This is a genomic window from Streptosporangium amethystogenes subsp. fukuiense (genome assembly GCF_042665875.1).
Classification (GTDB): Bacteria; Actinomycetota; Actinomycetes; order Streptosporangiales; family Streptosporangiaceae; genus Streptosporangium; species Streptosporangium fukuiense.
Window position 1 is genome coordinate 3,019,906 of the sequence record NZ_JBHTEE010000001.1, and the last position, 22,378, is coordinate 3,042,283.

Genomic DNA, 22,378 nt, shown 5'->3' on the forward strand with positions numbered 1-22,378 from the left:
CGATGAGCATCGTCCACACGGCGCCGCCCAGGTGGCGGCGCCGTGAGGGCCTGGTGGCCCTCCTCTGGATGTCGCCCTGGCTGGTGGGGTTCGCGCTGTTCTTCGCCTACCCCCTCGGTGCGACCCTCTACTTCTCCTTCCACCGCTACGACCTGTTCACCCTGGAGTTCGTGGGCCTGGACAACTACCGCTACTTCCTGGTGGACGACCGGGCCTGGGTCTCCATCAGGAACACGCTCTGGTTCGTGGTCTTCATGGTCCCCGCCCAGGTGATCTTCGGGCTGGGCGTGGCGCAGCTGCTCACCCGGCTCAAGGCGGGGGCCGGTTTCTTCCGCACCGTCCTCTACCTGCCCTCGCTGGTCCCGGTGGTGGCCGGAACCGTCTCCTTCGTGTTCCTGCTGAACCCCTCGGGCCCCTTCAACCAGTTCATCGAACTCTCCGGGATCACCGCGCCCGACTGGTTCGGCGACGCGAACTGGGCCAAACCCGGCCTGACCCTGCTGGCCATGTGGGGCATCGGCAACACAATGATGATCTTCCTTGCGGCCCTGCTGGACGTGCCGAAGCATCTGTACGAGGCGGCCGCGATCGACGGGGCCGGCGGATGGCGGCAGTTCAGGAGCATCACGCTGCCGACGATCTCGCCGGTGCTGATGTTCTCGGCGGTCACCGGCGTCATCTACGCCCTGCAGTACTTCACCCAGGCGATGATCGCCTCCCGGGTCGCCGCCGGGGTCACCGACTCCCCCGGCACCGCCTTCGTCCCCGGCTACCCCGAGTTGTCGACGCTGACGCTGGCGCAGTGGCTGTTCCACGTGGGCTTCCGCGACTTCAGCATGGGCTACGCCTGCGTACTGGCCCTGCTGCTGTTCGCAGTCTCCACGCTCTTCACCCTCGTCCTGCTCCGCCGGTTCCGCGCGTTCGACCAGGGAGGAGACCGATGACCACCCTGACCATGAAGCGCGCGGCGCCGGGTTCCCCCGCGCGCGGCCCGCGTACCCGCAGGGTTCTGTACTGGATCGCCACCCATGCCGTCGCCGTGGCGCTGTCGCTGATGTTCGTCGCCCCGCTGGTGTTCGTGGCGCTGACCGCGGTCATGAGCACCGACCAGACGCTCACCGGCGACCTGTGGCCGGACACCTGGAACTGGGGCAACTTCGCCGAGGTGTTCGCCAGGTCGCGGCTGCTGGCCTGGCTGGGCAACACGTTCCTGTACGCCGGGCTCGGCACCGCGTTCATGCTGCTGTCGTCGATCCCGGTGGCCTACGCGATGGCCCGCTTCCGCTTCCGCGGGCGCAGGCTCGCCTTCCTCGCGGTCATCACGATGATGATGTTGCCGCCGCAGGTCGTCGCGGTCCCCGTCTACCTCATCTGGGCGCGCCTGGACCTCACCGGCACGCTGTGGCCGCTGATCCTGCCGATGCTGTTCGGGGACGCCTTCTCGATCTTCCTGCTCCGGCAGTTCCTGGTCACGATCCCCAGGGAGTACACCGAGGCCGCCCGGGTGGACGGGTGCTCGGACCTCCAGACCCTGATCAGGGTGATCCTGCCGATGGCGCGTCCGGCGATAGCGGCGGTGGGCCTGTTCCAGTTCTTCTACTGCTGGAACGATTACTACGGCCCACTGCTCTACGCCCAGATAAACGAGGAAAACTGGACGCTCTCCCTCGGGCTGGCGTCCTTCCGGGCACTGCACAGCGTGCAGTGGAACCTCACCATGGCGGCGACCCTGCTCGTCATGGCCCCGGTGATCATCGTGTTCTTCTTCGCCCAGAAGGTCTTCATCGAGGGCGTCACGCTGACAGGAGTAAAAGGGTGAAACTCGCCGTTGTCGGGGGCGGCTCGACGTACACGCCGGAGCTGATCGACGGGTTCGCACGACTACGCGACGAGCTCCCGCTGACCGAGATCGCGCTGGTCGACCCGGACGTCCGCCGGCTGGAGCCGGTGTCCGGCATGGCGCGCCGGATGCTGGCGCGGGCCGGGCATCCGGCCAGGGTCGTCGCCACCACCTCCGTCGAGGAGGGCGTCGCCGGGGCACGGGCGGTCCTGCTGCAACTGCGTGTCGGCGGCCAGGCCGCGCGTGACGTGGACGAGACCCTGCCCCTGGAGTGCGGCTGCGTCGGCCAGGAGACGACCGGGGCGGGTGGGCTGGCCAAGGCGCTGCGCACGGTACCGGTGGTGCTGGACATCGCAGAGAAGATCAGGGAACACGCGCCCGACGCCTGGATAGTCGACTTCACCAACCCGGTCGGCATCGTCACCAGGGCGCTGCTGGAGGCCGGGCACCGGGCCATCGGCCTGTGCAACGTGGCCATCGGCTTCCAGCGCCGCTTCGCCGCGAACCTGGGCGTCGCCCCCGAGCGGATCTCCCTGGGCCACGTCGGCCTGAACCACCTCACCTGGGAGCGGGCCGTCCGGCTGGACGGAGTCGACGTGCTGCCGCGGCTGCTGGAGAGCCACGCCGAGGAGATCGCCGAGGACGTCGGCCTGAGCGCCGCGCTGATCCGGCATCTGGGCGTGGTCCCCTCCTACTACCTGCGCTACTTCTACGAGCACGACCTGGTGGTGGCCGAGCAGCGGACCAGGCCGTCGCGGGCGGCCGAGGTCTCGGCGATGGAGACGGCGCTGCTGGAGATGTACACCGACCCGGCCGTGGACACCAAGCCGGAACTCCTGGAGAAGCGCGGCGGCGCCTTCTACTCGGAGGCCGCGGTGGCGTTGATCGCCTCGCTGGTCGGCGAGCGCGGCGACACCCAGGTGGTCAACCTGCGCAACGACGGCACGCTGCCGTTCCTGCCCGACGAGGCGGTCATCGAGGTCCCGGCCACGATCACCGCGGCGGGCGCGACCGCGCTGCCGGTGGAGCCGGTGGAGCCGCTCTTCGCCGGGCTCATCGCCCACGTCACGGCGTACGAGACGCTGGCGCTCGCGGCCGCGCTGCACGGCGGCGAGGACCGTGTCGCCGACGCACTGCTGGCCCACCCGCTGATCGGGCAGGCCGCGCTCTCGAAAGACCTGGCCCGGCGCCTGATCGAGGCCAACCGCGGGCACCTGTCCTGGGCGAACGCGTGAGGACGGTCCTGGCCGTCGACGGCGGCAACAGCAAGACCGACGTCGCGTTGGTCCGCGAGGACGGTTCGGTCATCGCCACCGGGCGCGCCGGCGCCTTCCAGCCGCAGACCGCGGGGGTGGGCGCCGCGATCGACGTGATCGGCGACGCCGTGCGCTCCGCGCTCGGCGAGGGGGCGGCCGCGCCGTACGCCGACCACGTGGCCGCCTACGTGGCGGGCGCGGACCTGCCGGTGGAGGAGGACGCGCTCCGCGCGGAGATCCTCCGGCGGGGGTACGGCACGGAGGCGACCGTCGGCAACGACACCTTCGCGCTGCTGCGCGCCGGGGCCTCGGGCCCCGCGGGCGTGGCCGTGGTGTGCGGCGCCGGCATCAACGCGGTGGCGGTCTCCCCCTCGGGGGAGGTGGCGAGATACCCGGCTCTGGGGCGGCTCACCGGCGACTGGGGCGGCGGCCTCGGCCTCGGCGAGGAGGCGCTCTGGCACGCCGTACGCGCCGAGGACGGCCGGGGTCCCGCCAGCGCGCTGACCTCCGCGATCCGTGAGCACTTCGGCACCCGCACCGTCGAGGAGGTGTCCCTGGCCATCCACTTCGGCGAGCTGCCCTACGGCAGGCTGAACGAGCTGGTACCGGTGCTGATGGCCGTCGCCGCCCGGGGCGACGGGGTGGCCCGCTCGCTGGTGGCGCGGATGGCCGAGGAGGTCGTCGTGCTCGCGGTGGTCGCGCTGCGCCGCCTGGACCTGCTCGCCGTGCCGATGGAGGTGGTCCTGGGCGGCGGCGTGCTCACCGCCCGCGACCCGCTGATGAGCGAGCTGCTTGAGCGGGGCTTCGCGGAGCGGGCTCCGCAGGCCAAGCCGATCGTCGCCGACGTCGCCCCCATCATGGGGGCCGCCCTCCTGGGGTTGGACGCCCTCGGCGCCACCGAGGAGGCCAGGGCCCGTCTGCGAGCCCACTTCCACGCCGCGACATGACCCGCGAGGCGCCGTTACAGGTACTGTCCGGCTTGGACCTCGCCCGGCTTGGACACCCGTACCGACACCACGTTGGCCAGGTTGACGACCATGCCGATCGTCTCGGTCTCGAAGCCGTATCTCACCTGGGTCAGCACCAGGCTGCGCCGTTCGTCCAGAGCACGGGAGATCGCCTCCAGCGCCTCGGCCTCCCCGTCGAAGTCCCCGCTCGTCACGGAGACGTCCTCACCTCCCACCGGATGGAATCGAATGATCAGCGCATTGTTGTCAGGCACGGCCGGCTCCTTTCGCCAGTGTCCACAAGAGGTAACTGCCCAGCGCCGAACTCTGTAGACGACCGCCGCCACCCGGGCTCCACGCGGAGGTGCCCCGTCCCCATGCGGTGAAACGGAGATATCCGCGAGCTGAATCACCCACCGGAATTTCACCGGTCATGTCATCCCATTCGTGTCATAAATATTTGGTATGACGTGGCGAAAGCCTTATTCAAGCGGCCCTCACCTGCATGATTACTACTGCGGTAGTCATATGGCAAAGTTATAGAAACATGGAGGGTATTGCGGCCTCACGTCCAATGTAAGCCTTGTGCACGTCCAGGCTGCCAGGTCCCGCCGGTTCCCCGCGGCGGTGTCGTGCGGCGCCGGTTTCGACCGGCCGCCCCGGCGCCGCGCGCGTTCGACAGGTCGCGTCCAGGCACGTCCCCCGGAGGCCAAGGAGGCCATTGTGGACGCCGAGAACATCCACCACCAGAATACCGGCGACGAGAGCGAGGGCATCAGCCGCAAGACCCTGCTGAAGGCCGCTCTCATCGCCCCGATTCCGCTGCTGGTCGGCCAGGCTCCCGCGCTGGCCCGCGACGCGCGGCGAGCGGACGGGCTGCTCGCCCCCACCCCCTTCTGCGACGACGGCGACGACCCGACGATCGCCCAGACCGAGGGGCCCTACTTCAAGCCCAACTCGCCGCGGCGCACCTCACTGGCCGGGCCCGGCACACCGGGCGTCCCGCTGACCGTCAGCGGCTACGTGTTCGGCCGCTCGTGCCAGCCGATCGCCAACGCGCTCCTGGACTTCTGGCAGGCGGACACCAACGGCGCCTACGACAACAGCGGATTCGGCTTCCGCGGGCACCAGTTCAGCGACGCCCAGGGCGCGTTCAAACTGACCACGATCGTTCCGGGCCTGTATCCCGGACGCACCCGGCACATCCACGTCAAGGTCCAGGCCCCGAACCGGCCGGTGCTCACCACCCAGCTCTACTTCCCGAACGAACCGCGCAACAACACCGACACGATCTTCGACCCGTCACTGGTCATGACCGTGCGCACGGCCGGTTCCGGCAGGGAGGCGACGTTCGACTTCGTGCTCGACATCGTCGGCACCCCGTCGCCCAGCCCGACGCCGACCACGAGCCCACCCAACGGGGGCGGGACGTGGCAGGCCGGAACGGACTACAAGGCCGGCGACCAGGTCACCTACGGTGGCGTGACCTACCGCTGCCTGCAAGGGCACACGGCCTACGCCGGATGGGAGCCGCCGAACGTACCGGCCCTGTGGCGGCGCGTCTGACGCACCGGACGGCCGGCATGACCGGCGACCACCCACCTCCGCTCGTGGACGTCGTGTCGCCGAGGCCCGGGTGCCCGGTCCGGCCTCTCCCCGGACCGGGCACCCGCCGGAGGTCTCCCGGTCAGTGTCCGACGCGCTTCTCCCTGCGCTCGATCGACTCCGCGACCCGCGCGTAGACGGCCAGCAGCAGGTCCCAGAAGCGGCCGACGTCGAGCGAGGTGCCGACCAGCGCGTTGGGGGCGCGGCCCCGGAGGTCGAAGTCGGTCACGGTCATCCCCGAGGTGAAGCGGCCCGCCGTCTCGACGTCGACGACCGCGGGTTCCAGGGTGATCAGCGACGGGTCGATCAGGTGGGCGACCGCGCAGGCGTCGTGGATCGCGGGCCCGCCGTCGGCGGTGATCATGCCGTAGAACCGCACGCACGGGATGAGCAGGTCGGCGCCGAGCCTGCCCATGGCCGCCATTCGGGCCGCCACCGCCTCCGTGGCCATGGCGGCACGGCTCACGTCAAGGCCGATCATGGTCACCGTCCAGCCCGCGCCGAAGACGATCGCGGCGGCCTCCGGGTCGGCGGCGATGTTGAACTCGGCCGCCGGGGAGAAGTTGCCCCGGGTGTACGATCCGCCGAGGATCGTGAGCCCCCGCGCCCAGCCGACGATCCTCGGCTCCCTGAGCACCGCGAGCGCCACGTTGGTCAGCGGGCCGATGGCGACCAGGGTCACCTCGCCCGGATCGGCCCTGAGCGTCTCGACGATGAAGTCGACGGCGTGCCCCGCGGCCGGCGGGAGCGTCGCCGGAGGCAGCAGCGCGTCCCCGAGACCGGAGCCGCCGTGCACGTCGGCCGCGTCCACCCGGGCGCGCAGCAGGGCTCCCGCGCTGCCCGCGGTGACCGGCACGTCGCCGAACCCCAGGAACTCGCGGAGCCGCAGCGCGTTGTCCGTGGTCCTGGCCAGGTCGACGTTGCCGCCGACCGTGGTGATCCCCAAGACCTCCAGGTCGGGGCTCCCATGAGCGAGGGCGAGCGCCAGGGCGTCGTCGATCCCCGGGTCACAGTCAATAATGATCTTCCTGGCTGACACCCGTTCAGCTTGGATTAACTACCCCATGCCCGGCAAATCGGCATTTAGTAGCCTGCGCCTTTCGGGCTCAGGCGCGCTCGTCGGGCTTACCGGCCTCCGTGCCGGCCGGCTCCGGAGGACGGTGCTCGTACGGCGTGCTGAGCACGACCGTGGTGCGGGTCGAGACGTTGGCGGCGGTGCGGATCTGGTTCAGCAGTTCCTCGAGCGCGATCGGCGAGGCCACCCGGACCTTGAGAATGTAGCTCTCGTCCCCGGCCACGCTGTGGCACGCCTCGACGGCGCTCAGGTGGGCCAGCCGTTCCGGGGCGTCGTCGGCGGCGGCCGGATCGATCGGCTTGATGGACACGAACGCGGTGAGCGGCAGCCCGACGGCGTCGTAGTCGACCAGCGCCGCGTAACCCCGCAGCACCCCGCGCTTCTCCAGCCTGCGCACCCGCTGGTGCACCGCCGACACCGACAACCCGGTCTCCCTGGCGAGATCGGTGAAGCTCATCCGGCCATCTCTGGCCAGCAACGTGACGATACAGCGGTCGATCTCCTCCATCCCGTAAACGGTAACGGCACCGGAGAGCACACGCACCGTCCGGATGTCACGGCACGGTCCCAACCACGGGCGACCTCAAGCCCGGTTCCCGTGGCGGCCGGATCGGAACGTAAAGTCGCGAGATGAGCAACCTGGAAACAGATCCGCGGGAATCGGCCTGCGGTGGCCTCGAGGACGTCTCGGCGGAGCCGGTGACCGAACTGCTGGCCGGCAGGGACGTGGTGCTGGGCGGCCCGCGGGCGATGAAGGTCACCAGAACCCTGCCGAACCGGGACATCAGAATGGTCGGCGCCTGGTGCTTCGTCGACCACTACGGCCCGGAGAAGACGACGATGAACGTCCCTCCGCACCCGCACACCGGGCTGCAGACCGTCAGCTGGCTCATGGCGGGCGAGATCCTGCACCGCGACAGCGTCGGTAGCGAGCAGCTGATCAGACCGGGCCAGCTCAACCTGATGACCGCGGGGCGTGCCATCTCCCACTCCGAGGAGTCGGCCGCCGAGGCCGACCTGCACGGAGTCCAGCTGTGGGTGGCTCTCCCCTCGGCCGCCCGCGGGACGGCCCCGGCCTTCGAGCACCACCCGGTGCTGCCCGAACTGACCCTGCCGGGCGCCGGGGTGACCGTCATCATGGGCGAGTTGGACGGCGTCAGGTCACCGGCGACGGTGCACACCCCGCTGGTCGGGGCCGAGGTGCGGCTGGAGGCCGGCGCGGCGATCTCCGTCCCGCTCCGGCCCGGCTTCGAGTACGCCGTGCTGGCCCTGTCCGGCACCGTGCGGGTCGACGAGACGGACCTGACCCCCGGGCCGCTGCTCTACCTGGGCGGCGGGCGCTCGGCACTGACCATGGGGGCCGAGGACGCCGGTCGGCTGCTGCTCATCGGCGGCGAGCCGTTCGAGGAGCGGATCGTCATGTGGTGGAACTTCGTCGGCCGCAGCCACGAGGAGATCGCCCGGTTCCGGCAGGAGTGGATGGAGGGCGAGGAGTTCGGCACGGTGCCCGGCGGCGCCATCCCGCTGCCCGCTCCCGAACTTCCGCTGACCGCCCTGAAGGCTCGCGGACGCCGCCGCTGACGGGCCGGTCCCCACCCCCGTCCGGGACGGCCCCGCCCGCCGCCGGGCGCTGTCCCGCGGCTCCCGCCGTGGCTGGGACCAGTGGGACCAGTGGCCGGGATCACCGGTCAGGCCGCGCCTCTCGACGCGAAGGAGGGAGCCGCGCCTCGCCGGAGCCCCGCGTGTCTCCGGCCCGGACCGGAGGGTGCGAAGCTGGTACGACCCGCGCCACGGGAGCGGTACGGGTCCATGACCGGTTCGGCCTGGGAGGTAAGTCGTGTCTGACGAGTTCGACGTGGTGGTTGTGGGCGCGGGCCCCGCGGGCGAGAACGTCGCCGACCGCGCGGTCAGGGGAGGGCTGACCGCCGCGATCGTCGAGAGGCGCCTGGCCGGTGGCGAGTGCTCGTACTGGGCGTGCATCCCCAGCAAGGCGCTGCTGCGCCCGGTGGAGCTGGCCGCCGAGGTCGCCCGGGTACCGGGCCTGACACTGGGCCCGATCGACACCGCCGCCGTGCTCGCCCGGCGCGACGAGGCGGTGTCCCACCTGGACGACAGCGGCCAGGTCGAGTGGATCAGGAGCGTGCCCGTGGAGTTCGTCCGCGGTCACGGGCGGCTGGACGGCCCAGGACGGGTCGCGGTGAGCGCGGAGGACGGCTCGGTCCGCACCCTGACCGCCAGGCACGCGGTCGTGCTGGCCACCGGCAGCGACGCGCTCATCCCGCCGATTCACGGCCTGGCCGAGGCCAGGCCGTGGACCAGCCATGAGGTGACGGCGGCCAGGCGCGTCCCCGAGCGGCTGGCCGTGCTGGGCGGCGGCGTGGTGGCCTGCGAGATGGCCCAGGCCATGCACGGACTCGGCGCGAGAGAGACGACGGTGCTGGCACGCGGCGGGCTGCTCGGCAGGATGGAGCCGTTCGCCGGGGAACTGGTGGCCGCCTCGTTCGCCGAGGCGGGCATCACGGTGCGCGAGGGCGTCCAGGTGACGAAGGTCGAGCGGCCCCGGCCGGGAGGCCCGGTCACCCTCCACCTGTCCGAGGGGCCGCCCGTCGAGGCGGACGAGCTGCTGGTGGCCACCGGCAGGCGTCCCGCGACCGGCGACCTGGGCCTGGAGAGCGTCGGCCTGGAGGCCGGGCGCTCGGTGGAGGTCGACGACAGCATGCGCGCGACCGGCGTCTCCGACGGCCGGCTGTACGCGGTGGGCGACGTCAACGGCCGCGCCCTGCTCACCCACATGGGCAAGTACCAGGCACGACTGTGCGGCGACGTCATCGCGGCGCGAGCCAAGGGCGAGCCCGACGACCTGCCGGGACTGCGCGACGTGGCGGACGGCTACGGCGCGCCGCAGGTCGTCTTCACCGACCCGCAGGTGTGCGCGGTCGGCCGGACCGAGTCCCAGGCCCGCCGCGAGGGGTTCGACGTCCGCGTGGTCGAGTACGACCTGGGCAGGGTGTCGGGAGCCTACCTGCAGGGCGACGGCTACCGCGGCATGGCCAAGGCCGTGGTGGACGAGCGGCGCCGTGTCCTGCTGGGGGTGACCTTCGTCGGCCCGGCCGTGGGCGAGCTGCTGCACGCCGCGACGATCGCCGTCACCGCCGAGGTGACCCTCGACCGGCTCTGGCATGCCGTGCCGTCCTTCCCCACCGTCAGCGAGATCTGGCTGCGGCTGCTGGAGACGTACGGGCTCTAGCCGGGTTGTGACGGAGGCTCGGGCGGGCGGCCCCGGTGATCTCCTCGGCCCGCGGAGCGTCCCGGGGCGCGATCGCCACGGCACGGCCGGACGGGGGCCGGACGGAGACCTGCCGGAGCACCCGTCAGACGACCACCAGCTCGCGGGTGCGGTGGTTGACCCGCTCGCCGCCCTCCTCCGTGCAGACGAGGATGTCCTCGATGCGGGCGCCGTGCGCCCCGGGCAGGTAGATGCCGGGCTCGACGGAGAAGGCGAAACCGGGCGCCAGCGGCTCGGCGTTGCCCGCGACGATGTAGGGCTCCTCGTGGGTCTCCAGGCCGATGCCGTGGCCGGTGCGGTGGATGAAGTAGTCGCCGTACCCCTCGGCCGCGATCACGTCTCGCGCGGCGGTGTCGATCGCCTCGCACGGCACCCCGGGACGCACCGCGTCGCAGGCCGCCTGCTGGGCGTGCCTGAGCACCTCGTAGTACTTCAGGAAGCCCGCCGGAGGCTCGCCGATGGCATAGACGCGGGTGGAGTCCGAGCAGTAGCCGTCGGGCATCTGCCCCCCGATGTCGACCACGATCGGCTCGCGCTCCCTGACGATCCGGTCCGACAGCTCGTGGTGCGGGCTGGCACCGTTGGGACCGGAACCGACGATGACGAAGTCGACGGTGGAGTGCCCGGCCGCGATGATCGCCTCGGCGATGTCCCTGCCGATCTCCCGCTCGGTCCGGCCGGCCCGCAGGAAGCCGGGCACCTGGGCGTGGACGGCGTCGATCGCGGCGCCCGCCTCGCGCAGCGCCACCACCTCGGCCGGGCTCTTGCGCATCCGTAGTCCGCGCAGGACCGTCCCGGCGAGCACCTGCTCGGCTCCGGGGATCGCATCGCGCAGGCGCAGCGACTGCATCGCCCACATCCGGTCGGCGAGGCCCACCTTTCCAACCGCGCCCAAACGCCCGCCGACGACCGCGTACGGGTCGTCGGTCTCGTCCCAGGGGACGAACTCCACGCCGAGCCTGGACGCCGGAGAGTGTTCGGCGGCGGGCAACTCCAGGCGGGGCACCATCAGGAAGGCCTCACCCACGACCGGGAGCACCAGGCAGGTGAGCCGCTCCAGCGGCAGCGCCTCATAACCGGTCACGTAACGCAGGTCCGGGCCTGGCGTGAGCAGTAGCGCGTCGAGCCCGGCGGTCGCGGCGGCCTCGCGGGCTGCCTCCAGTCGGGTCACAGGATAGAGATCAGAGGAGTCCGTCGTCACACCGACCAATCTAATCCCGGGCGAAGCGGCGATGCATCCGGGAGCGGCCCCGGGACCGAAACTCAGGAAAAGGAAGGCACGAGGGCAACCCCGCCACTACAATCCGTTGAAGTACGATCACATTTTGTTGGCAAAATATCCGCAAAGCTATACATTTCGAGAGCGAGCTACATGGTCGGCGTAGTGGGCGGCCACCAGCCCCCCCTCCCCCCACGAAACGACCAGGTGACCGGTCCGGCTCCGTCGATCGCCGCTGAGATGGCGCAGCGGTTGCGAGACGAACCGGACGAGCACATGGCCGTGGAGCGGCAACTCCTCAACACCCGCCTGGCGCACGCGGAACGCCTGGGCGATATGGGCTGGACCGAGTGGAATCTCCAGACCGGAGAGTCGATCTGGTCCGATCAGATGTACACCATATTCGGCCGGGATCCCGGCGACGGCCCGATCCACCTGCGCGATCTGGCCGGCCACGTCGAGGCGACCGACCGTCCCGACCTCGATCTGCGCCTGTGGTCCGTCATGCACCGGGCCGAACCCGGGGAGGTCGAGTTCCGCATCCGCCGCCACGGCGAGCTCCGCCATCTTCGCGCCGTGCTCGATCCCGTCGTGACCGGCGGTCACGCCGCCGTGCACGGTGTCGTCCAGGACATCACCTGCCGACGTCGTGCCGAGCGCGTCATGTCCGAGTCGCGGAGCAAGCTGCTCCGCGTCCGCGAACAGGCCGAGAAGGAACACCACATGAGCCTCGCGCTACGCGAGGCGATAATGCCCGGCCTGGGAGAGACCATCGACCTGCCGCACGCGCGCATCGCGGTCCGCTATGTGGCGGCGGACGCCAAGCCCAGCCTCGGCGGCGACTGGTACGACGCCGTTCCCCTGCCTGACGACAGGGTGCTGCTGGCCATCGGCGACGTGGCCGGGCACGGGATGCCCGCGATCTCCCAGATGGCCCAGCTGCGGCACGCCCTGGTCGGCCTCGCGATGACCGGCCACTCCCCCGACCGGCTGCTGGCCTGGCTCAACGACCTTGTGCTGCACCGGATGCCGGAGACGACGGCGACCACGATCGTCGGCCACCTCGACCCGGCCACCAGGATGTTCACCTGGGGACAGGCCGGGCACCCGGCACCGATCCTGGTCCGCGAGGGGACCGCCACCCAGCTCGACCCGCCGGCCGGAGTGTTGCTGGGCGCCACCCCCGACGAGCCGTACGAGCTGGCCGGGGTCGAACTGCGGGAGGACGACCTGCTGCTGCTCTTCACCGACGGGCTGGTGGAGCGGCGCACCCGGGACATCGACGAGGGCCTGGCACTGACCATGGAGGCCGCGGCCCTGCTGAGAGGGGATCCGAACGACGGGCTCGATCAGCTCATCGAGGTGATCGGCGGCCCCAATCCCGAGGATGACACCTGCGTTCTGGCCATCGGGGTGCTCGGCTGATTGGTTAAATGGTCGCCATGCCCGGCCTGATGCTTCTTGACACCCCGTCGCTGTACTACCGCGCCTTCTACGGGATTCCCGAGTCGATGACCTCGCCCGATGGCATGCCCGTCAACGCGGTGCGCGGCGTCATCGACATGATCGCCATGCTGGTCCGCCAGTACTCTCCCCACGAGCTCGTGGCCTGTATGGACGCCGACTGGCGCCCCGCCTTCCGGGTGGCGGCCATCCCCACGTACAAGACCCACCGGGTCGCCGAGGGCGGTGCCGAGGAGACTCCGGACACGCTCGCCCCGCAGGTGCCGGTGATCGAGCAGGTGCTCGACGCGGTGGGCATCGCCCGCATCGGCGTGCCCGGCTACGAGGCCGACGACGTGATGGGCACGCTCACCGCACGGGCGAGCGGCCAGGTCGACGTCGTCACCGGTGACCGCGACCTGTTCCAGCTGGTCGACGACTCCCGGCCGGTTCGCGTTCTCTACACCGCCAGAGGAGTCAAGAACCTCCAGGTGGTCGACGAGGTCGCCGTCGCCGAGAAGTACGGCATCCCCGGCCGCTCCTACGCCGACTTCGCCACCCTGCGCGGCGACCCCAGTGACGGCCTGCCGGGCGTGCCGGGGGTGGGCGACAAGACCGCGGCGGCTCTGATCACCCGGTTCGGCTCCCTGGAGGCGCTACTACGCGCCGTCGACGGGGACGGCGACCTGACCTCGGGGCAGCGTGCCAGGCTGTCGGCCGCCCGCGACTACCTGCGGGTGGCCCCCGAGGTGGTCCGGGTCGCCCGCGACGCGCCCCTGCCCGAGGCCGACCTCACGCTCCCGGCCAAGCCCCGCGACCCGGACACCCTGACGGCGCTGAGCGAGCGCTACGGCCTGGGCGGGCCGCTGGAACGCCTGACCTCCGCGCTCTGACCCGTCCGCCGAATGTCCGATCTGACCATTTCGCCCTAGTCGGTAGGGCGGGACCGCCGCAAGCCGGTAGGTTGCTCCCTGTGCCTCACAAGAGCATCCGGGTCCCCGGAGAGTCCCACCCCCGGCTCGACGACGGTTTCGAACGGATCCGCCGTGAGATGAAGCTGCCCGAGGGATTCCCCCGGGCGGTGGTCGACGAGGCCGAGTGGGTCGCCGAGGTGCCCACCCTGCCCCGGCTGGACCGGACCGACCTGCCACTGATCACCATCGACCCTCCGGGGGCGATGGACCTCGACCAGGCCGTGCACCTGGAGGAACGGCCCGGGGGCTACCGCGTCTGGTACGCCATCGCCGATGTCGGGGCGTTCGTCAGGCCCGGCGGGGCGATCGACGCCGAGGCCCGCACCCGGGGCGAGACGGTCTACATGCCCGACGGGCGCGTGCCGCTGCACCCGCCGCTGCTGTCGGAGGCCGCCGCCAGCCTGCTGCCGGGCGTGACCAGGCCCGCCGCGCTGTGGTGCGTCGACCTCGACGCGGAGGGCCGGATCGTGGGCGCGGACGTGACCAGGGCGCTGGTACGCAGCCGCGAGCGGCTCGACTACGACTACGCGCAGGCCGCGATCGACACCGGCACCGCCGACGGCACGCTGCGGCTGCTGGCCGAGATCGGCCGGCTCAGGCTCGCCCTGGAGCGGGCCGGCGGCGGCGTCACGCTGCCCACCCCCGACCAGGAGGTCGTTCCGGACGGGGACGGCTACCGGCTGGAGCTGCGCGCCCCGCTGGAGGCCGAGGCGTGGAACGCGCAGATCTCGCTGCTGACGGGCATGGCCGCCGCCTCGATGATGCTGGACGCCGAGATCGGCCTGCTGCGGGTGCTGCCGCCCGCCCCCGCCGAGAGAGTCGCCCAGGTCCGCAGGGTGGCCGCGGCACTCGGCGTGCCCTGGCCGGAGGGCGCGGGGTACGGCGACGTCGTGCACGCCCTCGACCCGAAGATTCCCGAGCAGGCCGCGTTCCTGCAGGAGTCGACGGTGCTGCTGCGCGGCGCCGGTTACGTGGCCTTCAACGGCGAGCCCCCCTCGCAGGCGGAGCACGCCGCGGTGGGCGCGCCGTACGCGCATGTGACCGCGCCGCTGCGCCGGCTCATCGACCGCTACGCCACGGAGATCTGCCTGGCCATCGCGGCGGGCGAGCCGGTGCCGCAGGACGTCCAGGAGGCCATGGACGAGCTGCCGGAGATCATGCACACCACCGGGCGGCGCGTGAACGGCGTCGAGAGGGCGTGCGTGGACCTGGTGGAGGCCTTCGTGCTCCGCGAGCGGGTGGGCCAGACGTTCGACGCGGTGGTGATCGACGTGGCCGAGGAGCGGCCGTGGGGCCAGGTGCAGCTCACCGATCCGGCGGTGGTGGCCCGCTGCGACGGCGAAGGGCTCGGGCTGGGCAGGAGTGTGCGCGTTCGGCTGACACGCGCCGACCCGACCACCCGCGAGGTCCGCTTCAGCCTGGCCTGACCGCGCCTCGCCCCGGGAAACCAGCCATGCCCGGCACGCCCCTCGCGCGGCCTGGCTCAGGCCAGGGACGAGTAGGCCACCACCCCGCGACGCAGCGCGTCCATCGCCTTGCTCGCGTTCTGCTTGACCTTGCTCCCGGCCGGGGCGGCAGTGGAGATCTGGCCGAGAAGGTCGAGCAGCTGCTTCATCCAGCGTACGAAGTCTCCCGCTGCCAGCTCCGCGCCGCCGGCGCCGTCTCGGAGCACGGAGTCCAGGGTGTGGCCCCTGGCCCAGCGGAAGGCCGCCCAGGCGAAGCCGAAGTCGGGTTCCCTGATGAACGACAGGCCGTGGTCGCTCTCGATCGACTCCAACTCACCCCAGAGACGGACCATGTCGGCCAGCGTCTGCTGCGCGCCGCCCGCGGGAATCCTGGGCTGGCGGGCGTCGTCGGCCTGTCTGGACTCGAAGACCAGCGAGGAGACGCACGCGGCCAGCTCGGCCGGGTCCAGGTCGTTCCAGAGCCCGGCGCGCAGACACTCGGCGGTCAGCAGGTCCAGCTCGGTGTAGAGCTGGGCCAGGCGGCGGCCCTCTGTCGTGACGCTCTCACCGTCGAGGTAGCCGAGCTGGTCGAGCACCCCGCAGACCTTGTCGAAGGTGCGGGCGATGACATGGGAACGGCCCTCGACCCGGCGGCGCAACCCCTCGGTCTCGCGGAGCAGCTTGTGGTAGCGCTCGGCCCAGCGGGCGTGGTCCTCGCGCTCGTCGCACCCGTGGCAGGGGTGCCGGCGGATCTCCCGGCGCAGACGGGTGATCTCCTCGTCCTCGGTGGCATGGTCGCGCGCCCTGACGGGCTTGCCGAAGTCCCGGTCGCCGATCTTGGCGTGTACCGAGGAGACCAGGTTGGCCCGTTCCTTCGGCGAGCGGGCGTTGAAGTTCTTCGGGATGCGCAGATGCTCGACCGGTTCGACCGGGACGGGGAAGTCGGCCGGCGACAGCTTCTTGACCTGCTTGCCGATGGTCAGCACCAGCGGGGACGGGCCCTCGCCCCGGGAGTTGAGGCCGGGGTCGAGAACGACGGCCAGACCGGCGCGACGCCCGCCGGGAATCCTGATGATGTCGCCGGGCTTGAGCGCCTCCAGCGAGCGCAGCGCCTGCGTCCTGCGGGCCGCGCCGCGCTGGCGTGACAGCTCGGCCTCCCTGTCGGACAGTGCCCTGCGCATCGCGGCGTACTCCTCGAAGTCGCCCAGATGGCAGGTCATCGCCTGGCGGTAGCCCTCCAGGGCCTCCTCGGCCCGGCGCACCTGCTTGGCGATGCCCACCACGGCCCGGTCGGCCTGGAACTGCGCGAACGAGGACTCCAGCAGCGTCCTGGCCCGCTCCCTGCCCACCTGGCCGACCAGGTTGACCGCCATGTTGTACGAGGGACGGAAGCTGGAGCGCAGCGGGTAGGTGCGGGTACTGGCCAGGCCGGCGACCTGGAGGGGGTCGGTGCCCGGTTGCCACTGGACCACCGCGTGGCCCTCCACGTCGATGCCGCGGCGCCCGGCTCGCCCGGTGAGCTGGGTGTACTCGCCGGGGGTGAGGTCGGCGTGGGTCTCGCCGTTCCACTTGTCGAGCTTCTCGATCACCACGGAGCGGGCGGGCATGTTGATGCCCAGCGCGAGGGTCTCGGTGGCGAACACGGCCTTGACGAGGCCGCGGGTGAACAGCTCCTCGACGACCTCCTTGAAGGCCGGGAGCATGCCCGCGTGATGGGCGGCCAGACCCCGCTCCAGGGCGTCACGCCACTCGAGGTAGCCGAGCACGGCCAGGTCCTCGTCGGGCAGGTGCGCGGTGCGCTCGTCGACGATCTGGCGGATCTCGTGGCGCTCGGCGTCGGTGGTGAGCCGGATGCCGTCGTGCAGGCACTGCATGACGGCGGCGTCGCAACCGGCCCTGGAGAAGATGAACGTGATCGCGGGCAGCAGGGCGTCGGCGTCCAGGCGCTCGATGGCCGCGGCCCGGTCCGGCGGGCCGCTCCTGCGGGGCCGCGGGTAGCCACGGCGGCCCCTGCCGTACGCCTGGCGCTCCTCGTCCCTGGCGATGCGCAGCAGGTTGGGATTGATCTGGGGACGACGATCCTCGTCGCCGGTGACGAACAGGTCGTAGATGCGGTTGCCGACGAGCATGTGCTGCCAGAGCGGGACCGGGCGGTGCTCGTCGACGATGACGCTGGTGTCGCCGCGGACCTCTCCCATCCACTCGCCGAACTCCTCGGCGTTGCTGACCGTGGCGGACAGGGCGACCAGCCGCACCGACTCGGGCAGGTGGATGATCACCTCTTCCCAGACCGCGCCGCGGAACCGGTCGGCGAGGTAGTGGACCTCGTCCATGACGACGAATCCGAGCCCCGCCAGGGTGCCGGAGCCGGCGTAGAGCATGTTGCGCAGCACCTCGGTCGTCATGACGACGATGGGAGCCTCACCGTTGACGCTGTTGTCACCGGTGAGCAGGCCCACCTTGGTCGCGCCGTACCGCCTGACCAGGTCGTTGTACTTCTGGTTGGACAGCGCCTTGATCGGGGTGGTGTAGAAGCACTTGCGGCCCTCCGCCAGGGCCAGGTGCACGGCGAACTCGCCGACGACCGTCTTCCCCGAGCCGGTGGGGGCCGCCACGAGGACTCCGTCGCCCGCCTCCAGCGCCCGGCAGGCGTCGATCTGGAAGTCGTCCAGCTTGAAGTCGTACAGGCCACGGAACGAGGTCAGCGCCGGCCCGCTCTCAGCCTGGCTCTGACGGAAGGCAGCGTATCGTTCCGCTGGGGTCGTCATACCTCCCAGCCTACCGATATCGGGATTCCGGTCCGTCCCCCTTTTTACCGGCGGTCCGGCCGATCGCGCGGGCGGAGCCGCCCTAAACGAGGACCGCCAGCGCTCCGGGAACGACCTCACAGGTCAACGGGGTGGGGCCGACCCGCTCGCCGTCGGCGTAGGCGATCACTCCGGCGGCCTCCAGCCGTACCCTTCGGGCGCGGTGCATGGTGACGGCGGGATGGCTCGCGTGCGAGCCCCGGTAGACGCGGGGAAAGGCACGCAGAAACTCCCCCCGAGGGACGGCGCCGAGGATCGTCACGTCCAGCAGACCGTCGTCGGGCACGGCATCGGGGCACACGCGCATGCCCGCGCCGTACGAGCGGGTGTTGCCGACCGCGACCAGCATGGCCTCCCGCTCGACGATCTCACCGTCCAGGTCGATCCGGAACGGGATGGGCCGGAAGGAGCGCAGTTCCTCGGCGAGGGCGACCAGGTACTTGGCCATGCCGGGCGGCCAGGTCATCTGGTTGGCCCGCTCGTTGACCCGGGAGTCGAAGCCGCAGGCCACCACCCCGGCGAACCACTCGTCCTCGCCCACCTTCGCGGCGTCGACGGTGCGCACCCGCCCGCGCAGCACGGTGTCGGCGGCGGCCAGGGGCGCCTTCAGCGGGATGCCGAGCGCGCCCGCGATGTCGTTGCCGGTGCCCACCGGGATGACGCCCAGCGGCACGCCGCTGCCCGCGACCGCCTGGACCGCCAGGTGCACCAGGCCGTCACCGCCGAAGGCCACCAGCGCCTCCGGTTCCTCGGCCACGGCCATACAGGCTCGGTCCAGGGCGTCGGCGGCGGAGTCTCCGAGGATCACCGAGACCTCGCGACCCCCCTGCCGCAACCGATCGAGCACCGGGGAGAGCAGTCCCCGTGAACGGCCGCCACGGGCGGCTGGATTGACGAGGACTGCGATCTCTGCGGGCACAGACCGGAACTTATCCCCTATTTACTGGGATCGGTGTCGGTCGTTCTCGAATCGATAGGAGCCGGATCGCCGACGGGTGCCACGTCGCCCACGGGCGAGGCGTCGTCGTCGAGCGAGGAGGCCTCGTCGTCGGAGAGGTGGGAGAAGTCCTCGCCCTTCGGCTGCCTCTTCTCCCGCAGGTACATGAACCCCTCGGCCAGGGCGAACAGCAGCACCATCGGCAGGGCGAGCGCGATCATCGTGAACGGGTCGCCGCCGGGGGTGGCGACCGCTCCGAAGACGAACATGAGAAAGATGACCATGCGACGGTGCTTGGCCACCAGCGCGTGCGGCAGCACCCCGATGATGTTCAGGAACACCATGAGCAACGGCAGCTCGAAGGAGATGCCGAACACGATGAGCATGATCAGCGCGTAGCTGAGGTACTCGTCGATCGTGATGCCGGTCAGCGTTCCCGGCGGGGCGAACCCGAGCAGGATCGACAGCCCCGTGTCCATCACGAAGTAGGCCAGAGCCGCCCCCGCGAGGAACAGCGGGACGGCCAGCATGATGAACAGGATCGAGTAGCGCTTCTCGTTGCGGTACAGGCCGGGGGTGACGAAACCCCAGATCTGCCAGAGCCAGATCGGTGAGGAGACGACGAGGCCGAACATCGCCGCGACCTTGAGGTTCACGAAGAAGGAGTCGAAGACGCCGAGGATCAGCATCGTGCACTGTCCGGGCCGCAACTCCTGCGCCTGGGGAAGCCCGCAGTAAGGAGCGGACACGAACTGCCAGATCGGGCCAAAGAAGATGAAACCAACCACGATGCCCGCGATCAGGCCGAGCATGGCGATGATCAGCCGGTTGCGCAGCTCACGCAGGTGCTCCATGAGCGGCATGCGACCGTCGCCAGAGTCAGCGGGCGGTTCCGCCCCGTTCCGGCCCGGTTTAGGCCACTTCAGCAGCGCCATTCACGAATCCTGGGGTGACGAGTCGGGGTTGATCGGGGTAGATCCTCAGGCTACCGTCGATCACTGCGTCTTGGGCGCTCCAGCCTGGGCTCGCAGCCTGGCCGCCTGCTCCTCAAGCTGACGGGCCTGCTCCTCGACGCTCAGCGCGGAGGCCGGCGTCGAAGTCGTGGCCGGGATCGGCTGCGGTGCCGGGGCGGCGGGCTGGGCATGGGCCTGGACGACCGTGGTGGTCGTGCCGTTGGCCTCGTCGTCATCGCGGAGCTTGGCGGTCTCCGACTTGAAGATGCGCAGCGACCGGCCGAGCCCGCGGGCGGCTTCCGGCAACTTCTTGGCGCCGAAAAGCAGCACCAGGATCAAGCCGATGATGATCAGCTCAGTGGGTCCGAGGTTTGGCATTACACATCCTTACGCCGAACGACGTGCATTCTCTGCATCCGATCGTACGCTGCCCCGAGGACAGACTCACCCCTTCGGAACACGTATCGTCCCCCCGCTCTCGCCGAACAGCACCCGGACGGGCTCCAGGCTCCCGTGCGCGCGGTCGATCTCGCGGCCGAGTTCGGTGGCCGCGCGCAGTACGCGAACGGCCAGAAACCCGAGGATTCCCAGCCCCACGAGGGCCAGCGAGAGCGCGGCGATGATCCAGCTCATGGTGGGAGATCCTAGTACCGCACGTCAGAAGATCGATTCGTAACGATTCAGCGCGGCCGTCGCGGCGGCGCGCACGCTCGCGTCCAGCGAGGCGGGCGAGATCACCCTGCCGGTGTCGCCCAGGCGCAGCGCCAGGCGTATCACCCAGCCCTGATCCCTGGCCCGCAGCGCCACCCGCACGCGGCCCTCGCCGAGCTCGGTGACCCGCTCGCACGGGTAGTACTCGGCGACCCAGCGGCCCGCGGCGGTCAGCTCCAGCTCCACCAGCTCGTCGGTCGGCGAGGGCCGGAACACCCCGGGCGTCACCTCGTCCGGCACGGCGTCGGCGGGCGGGTCGGCGGGCACGTCGAGCACGTCCACGGAGAGCATCCGGTCCAGCCGGAACAGCCGGACCGCCTCGGCCCGGTAGCACCAGCCCGACAGGTAGGGACGGCCGTCCACGACGACCAGGCGCATCGGATCGACCTCGCGCGGAGTGATCTCGTCGCGCCCCGGCACGTAGTAGCGCAGCGACAGCCGTCTACCGCGCCGCAGCGCCTCGTTGACGCTGGGCAGCGCGTCGGGCGCGGCGTCGACCTCCACCGCGACCTGGCTGCTGACCGCCGCCGCGCCCTCGCCCGAGGCCTGCTCGAACTTGGCGATGACCCGGGCCAGCGCGTCGCGCTCCCCGAACTCCGGCATCTCGGCGAGCAGGCGCAGCGCGACCAGCAGGGCGCTGGCCTCGTCCACCCCCAGCCGCAGCGGGCGGGCGATGGTGTCGGCGTTGTCGATGACGATCTCTCCGCCGTCCCACGACACGTCGATCAGGTCGCCGGGGGTGTGACCGGGCAGCCCGCACATCCACACCAGCTGCAGGTCGTCGATGAGCTGCTTCTCGCTCAGGCCGAAGATCTTCGCGACCTCGGGCACCTGTGCCCCGGGGTGCGACATCAGGTAGGGCACCAGCGCCAGCAACCTGGGCAGGCGATCGGCGGTGCTCACGCGAGTGCTCCCTTCAGGCGGCAGATCACCGCGTCGCGGGCGTCCGGCGGACCGACCACCTCCGCGTCGGCGGCGAAGCCCACGATCCACCCGGCCAGCCGGCCGGGATCGGTGAAGTCGACCTCCAGCTCGTCCCATCCGTCGCCGGCGGGCCGCACCGCCTTCGCCACCTGGCGCAGCCCCTGGCAGGTGTCCTGCCTGACCCGGACGAGAGCGGTACGCTCCCGGACCGCGGCGTCGCTGTAGACGACCATGGACTTGATGTCGACGCCCTCGGGCACCACCACGGAGCCCGGGCGGCCGACGGTGGTGACCGCCCCGCCGATCCGGCTGAGCCTGAAGACCCGCGGCGCGTCCCGGTCGCGGTCGTGACCGACCATGTACCAGCGGCCGCGGCGGCTGACCACGCCCCACGGCTCCACGGTGCGGGTCAGCACGTTCTGGCTGGCCGCCGCCCGGTAGGCGAAGCGAACCGCCCGCCGGTCACGCACGGCCTCCCAGAGCGCGGGAAAGGCGGGATCCTGGGTGTCGACGCGCAACTCCAGCGCCCCGCCGAGCACCCCGTACGCCTCGTCGGTCTCCACGCCCCCGGCACGCAGTTTCAGCAGCGCGCCACTGGCCGCCTCGGCCAGACTGGCCCGTTGCCACACCTGGGCCGCCAGACCCACCACCGCGGCCTCGTCCGGCTCCAGAGTGATCTCCGGCAGCTCGTAGGCCTGGCGGACGATCCGGTAGCCGGGATCCTCCTCCCAGGGGTCCTTTTGGACCTCGATCGGGATGCCGATCTCACGCAGCTCGTTCTTGTCCCGCTCGAACATCCGCTGGAAGGCCTCGTCGTTGTCGGCGTCGTAGCCCGGCACCGCCTGGCGGATGTGCTCGGCGCTGAGCGGCCGCCGCGTGGCCAGCAGGCAGATCACGAGATTGAGCAGCCGCTCGGTCTTCCGACGCGACATCCGGCCTCCTCCCTGTTCAAGTGA

General features: G+C 71.0%; 21 protein-coding genes. 10 read left to right on the forward strand and 11 right to left on the reverse strand.

Annotated elements, in window-relative coordinates; genetic code table 11:
- The first annotated feature begins 2 nt into the window (after window positions 1–2).
- Genes ACFQVD_RS13155 through ACFQVD_RS13170 form a run of 4 tightly spaced genes read left to right on the forward strand, consistent with a single transcriptional unit; the run spans window position 3 to window position 4,043 of the window.
- On the forward strand, window positions 3–944 hold the full coding sequence (locus ACFQVD_RS13155; protein ID WP_343974089.1) for a carbohydrate ABC transporter permease: 942 nt from the start codon (window positions 3–5) through the stop codon (window positions 942–944).
- Window positions 941–1,819 (forward strand): carbohydrate ABC transporter permease, encoded by an 879-nt coding sequence (locus ACFQVD_RS13160; protein ID WP_343974086.1) that lies wholly within the window; start codon window positions 941–943, stop codon window positions 1,817–1,819. Before ACFQVD_RS13155 ends, ACFQVD_RS13160 begins: the two co-directional genes overlap by 4 nt.
- On the forward strand, window positions 1,816–3,075 hold the full coding sequence (locus ACFQVD_RS13165; RefSeq protein ID WP_343974083.1) for a 6-phospho-beta-glucosidase: 1,260 nt from the start codon (window positions 1,816–1,818) through the stop codon (window positions 3,073–3,075). The genes ACFQVD_RS13160 and ACFQVD_RS13165 overlap by 4 nt, the downstream gene beginning before the upstream one ends.
- On the forward strand, window positions 3,072–4,043 hold the full coding sequence (locus tag ACFQVD_RS13170; protein WP_364151578.1) for an N-acetylglucosamine kinase: 972 nt from the start codon (window positions 3,072–3,074) through the stop codon (window positions 4,041–4,043). Before ACFQVD_RS13165 ends, ACFQVD_RS13170 begins: the two co-directional genes overlap by 4 nt.
- A 14-nt stretch (window positions 4,044–4,057) precedes the next feature.
- Here ACFQVD_RS13170 and ACFQVD_RS13175 read toward each other — a convergent pair whose 3' ends face one another.
- Window positions 4,058–4,318 carry a hypothetical protein gene (locus tag ACFQVD_RS13175; protein ID WP_343974077.1) on the reverse strand — a complete coding sequence of 87 codons (261 nt, stop codon included), beginning with the start codon at window positions 4,316–4,318 and terminating at the stop codon, window positions 4,058–4,060.
- A 448-nt stretch (window positions 4,319–4,766) separates the two neighbouring features.
- On the opposite strand from ACFQVD_RS13175, the gene ACFQVD_RS13180 reads away from it, so the two are divergent.
- On the forward strand, window positions 4,767–5,609 hold the full coding sequence (locus tag ACFQVD_RS13180) for a dioxygenase family protein (RefSeq protein ID WP_343974073.1): 843 nt from the start codon (window positions 4,767–4,769) through the stop codon (window positions 5,607–5,609).
- Between the two features lie 121 nt (window positions 5,610–5,730).
- On the opposite strand, the gene ACFQVD_RS13185 is transcribed toward ACFQVD_RS13180, so the two are convergent.
- Window positions 5,731–6,687: a nucleoside hydrolase gene (locus tag ACFQVD_RS13185; protein WP_343974071.1), complete on the reverse strand. Its 957-nt coding sequence runs from the start codon at window positions 6,685–6,687 to the stop codon at window positions 5,731–5,733.
- A gap of 67 nt (window positions 6,688–6,754) precedes the next feature.
- On the reverse strand, window positions 6,755–7,231 hold the full coding sequence (locus tag ACFQVD_RS13190) for an Lrp/AsnC family transcriptional regulator (protein ID WP_343974069.1): 477 nt from the start codon (window positions 7,229–7,231) through the stop codon (window positions 6,755–6,757).
- Between the two features lie 122 nt (window positions 7,232–7,353).
- Between ACFQVD_RS13190 and ACFQVD_RS13195 the strand changes: the two genes are divergently transcribed.
- Both ACFQVD_RS13195 and ACFQVD_RS13200 read left to right on the forward strand, forming a co-directional pair.
- Window positions 7,354–8,304: a pirin family protein gene (locus ACFQVD_RS13195; RefSeq protein ID WP_343974066.1), complete on the forward strand. Its 951-nt coding sequence runs from the start codon at window positions 7,354–7,356 to the stop codon at window positions 8,302–8,304.
- A gap of 256 nt (window positions 8,305–8,560) precedes the next feature.
- Window positions 8,561–9,970 (forward strand): dihydrolipoyl dehydrogenase family protein, encoded by a 1,410-nt coding sequence (locus ACFQVD_RS13200; protein ID WP_364151571.1) that lies wholly within the window; start codon window positions 8,561–8,563, stop codon window positions 9,968–9,970.
- A gap of 124 nt (window positions 9,971–10,094) precedes the next feature.
- On the opposite strand, the gene ACFQVD_RS13205 is transcribed toward ACFQVD_RS13200, so the two are convergent.
- Window positions 10,095–11,180, reverse strand: coding sequence for a M24 family metallopeptidase (locus ACFQVD_RS13205; protein ID WP_343974060.1), 1,086 nt, complete (start codon window positions 11,178–11,180; stop codon window positions 10,095–10,097).
- A 255-nt stretch (window positions 11,181–11,435) separates the two neighbouring features.
- Between ACFQVD_RS13205 and ACFQVD_RS13210 the strand changes: the two genes are divergently transcribed.
- The 3 genes from ACFQVD_RS13210 to ACFQVD_RS13220 all read left to right on the forward strand — a co-directional run bounded on the left by ACFQVD_RS13210 (window position 11,436) and on the right by ACFQVD_RS13220 (window position 15,072).
- Window positions 11,436–12,653 (forward strand): PP2C family protein-serine/threonine phosphatase, encoded by a 1,218-nt coding sequence (locus ACFQVD_RS13210; protein WP_343974057.1) that lies wholly within the window; start codon window positions 11,436–11,438, stop codon window positions 12,651–12,653.
- 17 nt (window positions 12,654–12,670) lie between these two features.
- Window positions 12,671–13,564: a 5'-3' exonuclease gene (locus ACFQVD_RS13215; RefSeq protein ID WP_343974054.1), complete on the forward strand. Its 894-nt coding sequence runs from the start codon at window positions 12,671–12,673 to the stop codon at window positions 13,562–13,564.
- 80 nt (window positions 13,565–13,644) lie between these two features.
- Window positions 13,645–15,072, forward strand: coding sequence for an RNB domain-containing ribonuclease (locus tag ACFQVD_RS13220; RefSeq protein ID WP_386271206.1), 1,428 nt, complete (start codon window positions 13,645–13,647; stop codon window positions 15,070–15,072).
- Window positions 15,073–15,128: 56 nt separating this feature from the next.
- Here ACFQVD_RS13220 and ACFQVD_RS13225 read toward each other — a convergent pair whose 3' ends face one another.
- The 7 genes from ACFQVD_RS13225 to ACFQVD_RS13255 all read right to left on the reverse strand — a co-directional run bounded on the left by ACFQVD_RS13225 (window position 15,129) and on the right by ACFQVD_RS13255 (window position 22,354).
- Window positions 15,129–17,858 carry a DEAD/DEAH box helicase gene (locus ACFQVD_RS13225; RefSeq protein ID WP_343961216.1) on the reverse strand — a complete coding sequence of 910 codons (2,730 nt, stop codon included), beginning with the start codon at window positions 17,856–17,858 and terminating at the stop codon, window positions 15,129–15,131.
- Window positions 17,859–17,940: 82 nt separating this feature from the next.
- Window positions 17,941–18,816: a diacylglycerol/lipid kinase family protein gene (locus tag ACFQVD_RS13230; protein ID WP_343961214.1), complete on the reverse strand. Its 876-nt coding sequence runs from the start codon at window positions 18,814–18,816 to the stop codon at window positions 17,941–17,943.
- 17 nt (window positions 18,817–18,833) lie between these two features.
- Entirely contained in the window at window positions 18,834–19,688 is an 855-nt protein-coding gene (gene tatC, locus ACFQVD_RS13235) for a twin-arginine translocase subunit TatC (RefSeq protein ID WP_343961212.1), read from the reverse strand.
- 141 nt (window positions 19,689–19,829) lie between these two features.
- Complete coding sequence (gene tatA, locus ACFQVD_RS13240) at window positions 19,830–20,165, reverse strand: Sec-independent protein translocase subunit TatA (RefSeq protein ID WP_343961209.1); 336 nt, start codon at window positions 20,163–20,165, stop codon at window positions 19,830–19,832.
- 66 nt (window positions 20,166–20,231) lie between these two features.
- Entirely contained in the window at window positions 20,232–20,420 is a 189-nt protein-coding gene (locus ACFQVD_RS13245; RefSeq protein WP_343961207.1) for a hypothetical protein, read from the reverse strand.
- A 24-nt stretch (window positions 20,421–20,444) separates the two neighbouring features.
- On the reverse strand, window positions 20,445–21,401 hold the full coding sequence (locus tag ACFQVD_RS13250; protein ID WP_343961205.1) for a helix-turn-helix transcriptional regulator: 957 nt from the start codon (window positions 21,399–21,401) through the stop codon (window positions 20,445–20,447).
- Window positions 21,398–22,354, reverse strand: coding sequence for a helix-turn-helix transcriptional regulator (locus ACFQVD_RS13255; protein ID WP_343961203.1), 957 nt, complete (start codon window positions 22,352–22,354; stop codon window positions 21,398–21,400). The genes ACFQVD_RS13250 and ACFQVD_RS13255 overlap by 4 nt, the downstream gene beginning before the upstream one ends.
- Between the last annotated feature and the right edge of the window lie 24 nt (window positions 22,355–22,378).

Excerpts from the sequence above, each read along its gene's own strand:
- ACFQVD_RS13155 (WP_343974089.1), top strand. The coding sequence starts at position 3 with ATGAGCATCGTCCACACGGCGCCGCCCAGGTGGCGGCGCCGTGAGGGC.
- ACFQVD_RS13160 (WP_343974086.1), top strand. The coding sequence starts at position 941 with ATGACCACCCTGACCATGAAGCGCGCGGCGCCGGGTTCCCCCGCGCGC.
- ACFQVD_RS13190 (WP_343974069.1), bottom strand. The coding sequence starts at position 7,231 with ATGGAGGAGATCGACCGCTGTATCGTCACGTTGCTGGCCAGAGATGGC.
- ACFQVD_RS13195 (WP_343974066.1), top strand. The coding sequence starts at position 7,354 with ATGAGCAACCTGGAAACAGATCCGCGGGAATCGGCCTGCGGTGGCCTC.
- ACFQVD_RS13215 (WP_343974054.1), top strand. The coding sequence starts at position 12,671 with ATGCCCGGCCTGATGCTTCTTGACACCCCGTCGCTGTACTACCGCGCC.
- ACFQVD_RS13225 (WP_343961216.1), bottom strand. The coding sequence starts at position 17,858 with ATGACGACCCCAGCGGAACGATACGCTGCCTTCCGTCAGAGCCAGGCT.
- tatC (WP_343961212.1), bottom strand. The coding sequence starts at position 19,688 with ATGGAGCACCTGCGTGAGCTGCGCAACCGGCTGATCATCGCCATGCTC.
- tatA (WP_343961209.1), bottom strand. The coding sequence starts at position 20,165 with ATGCCAAACCTCGGACCCACTGAGCTGATCATCATCGGCTTGATCCTG.
- ACFQVD_RS13245 (WP_343961207.1), bottom strand. The coding sequence starts at position 20,420 with ATGAGCTGGATCATCGCCGCGCTCTCGCTGGCCCTCGTGGGGCTGGGA.
- ACFQVD_RS13255 (WP_343961203.1), bottom strand. The coding sequence starts at position 22,354 with ATGTCGCGTCGGAAGACCGAGCGGCTGCTCAATCTCGTGATCTGCCTG.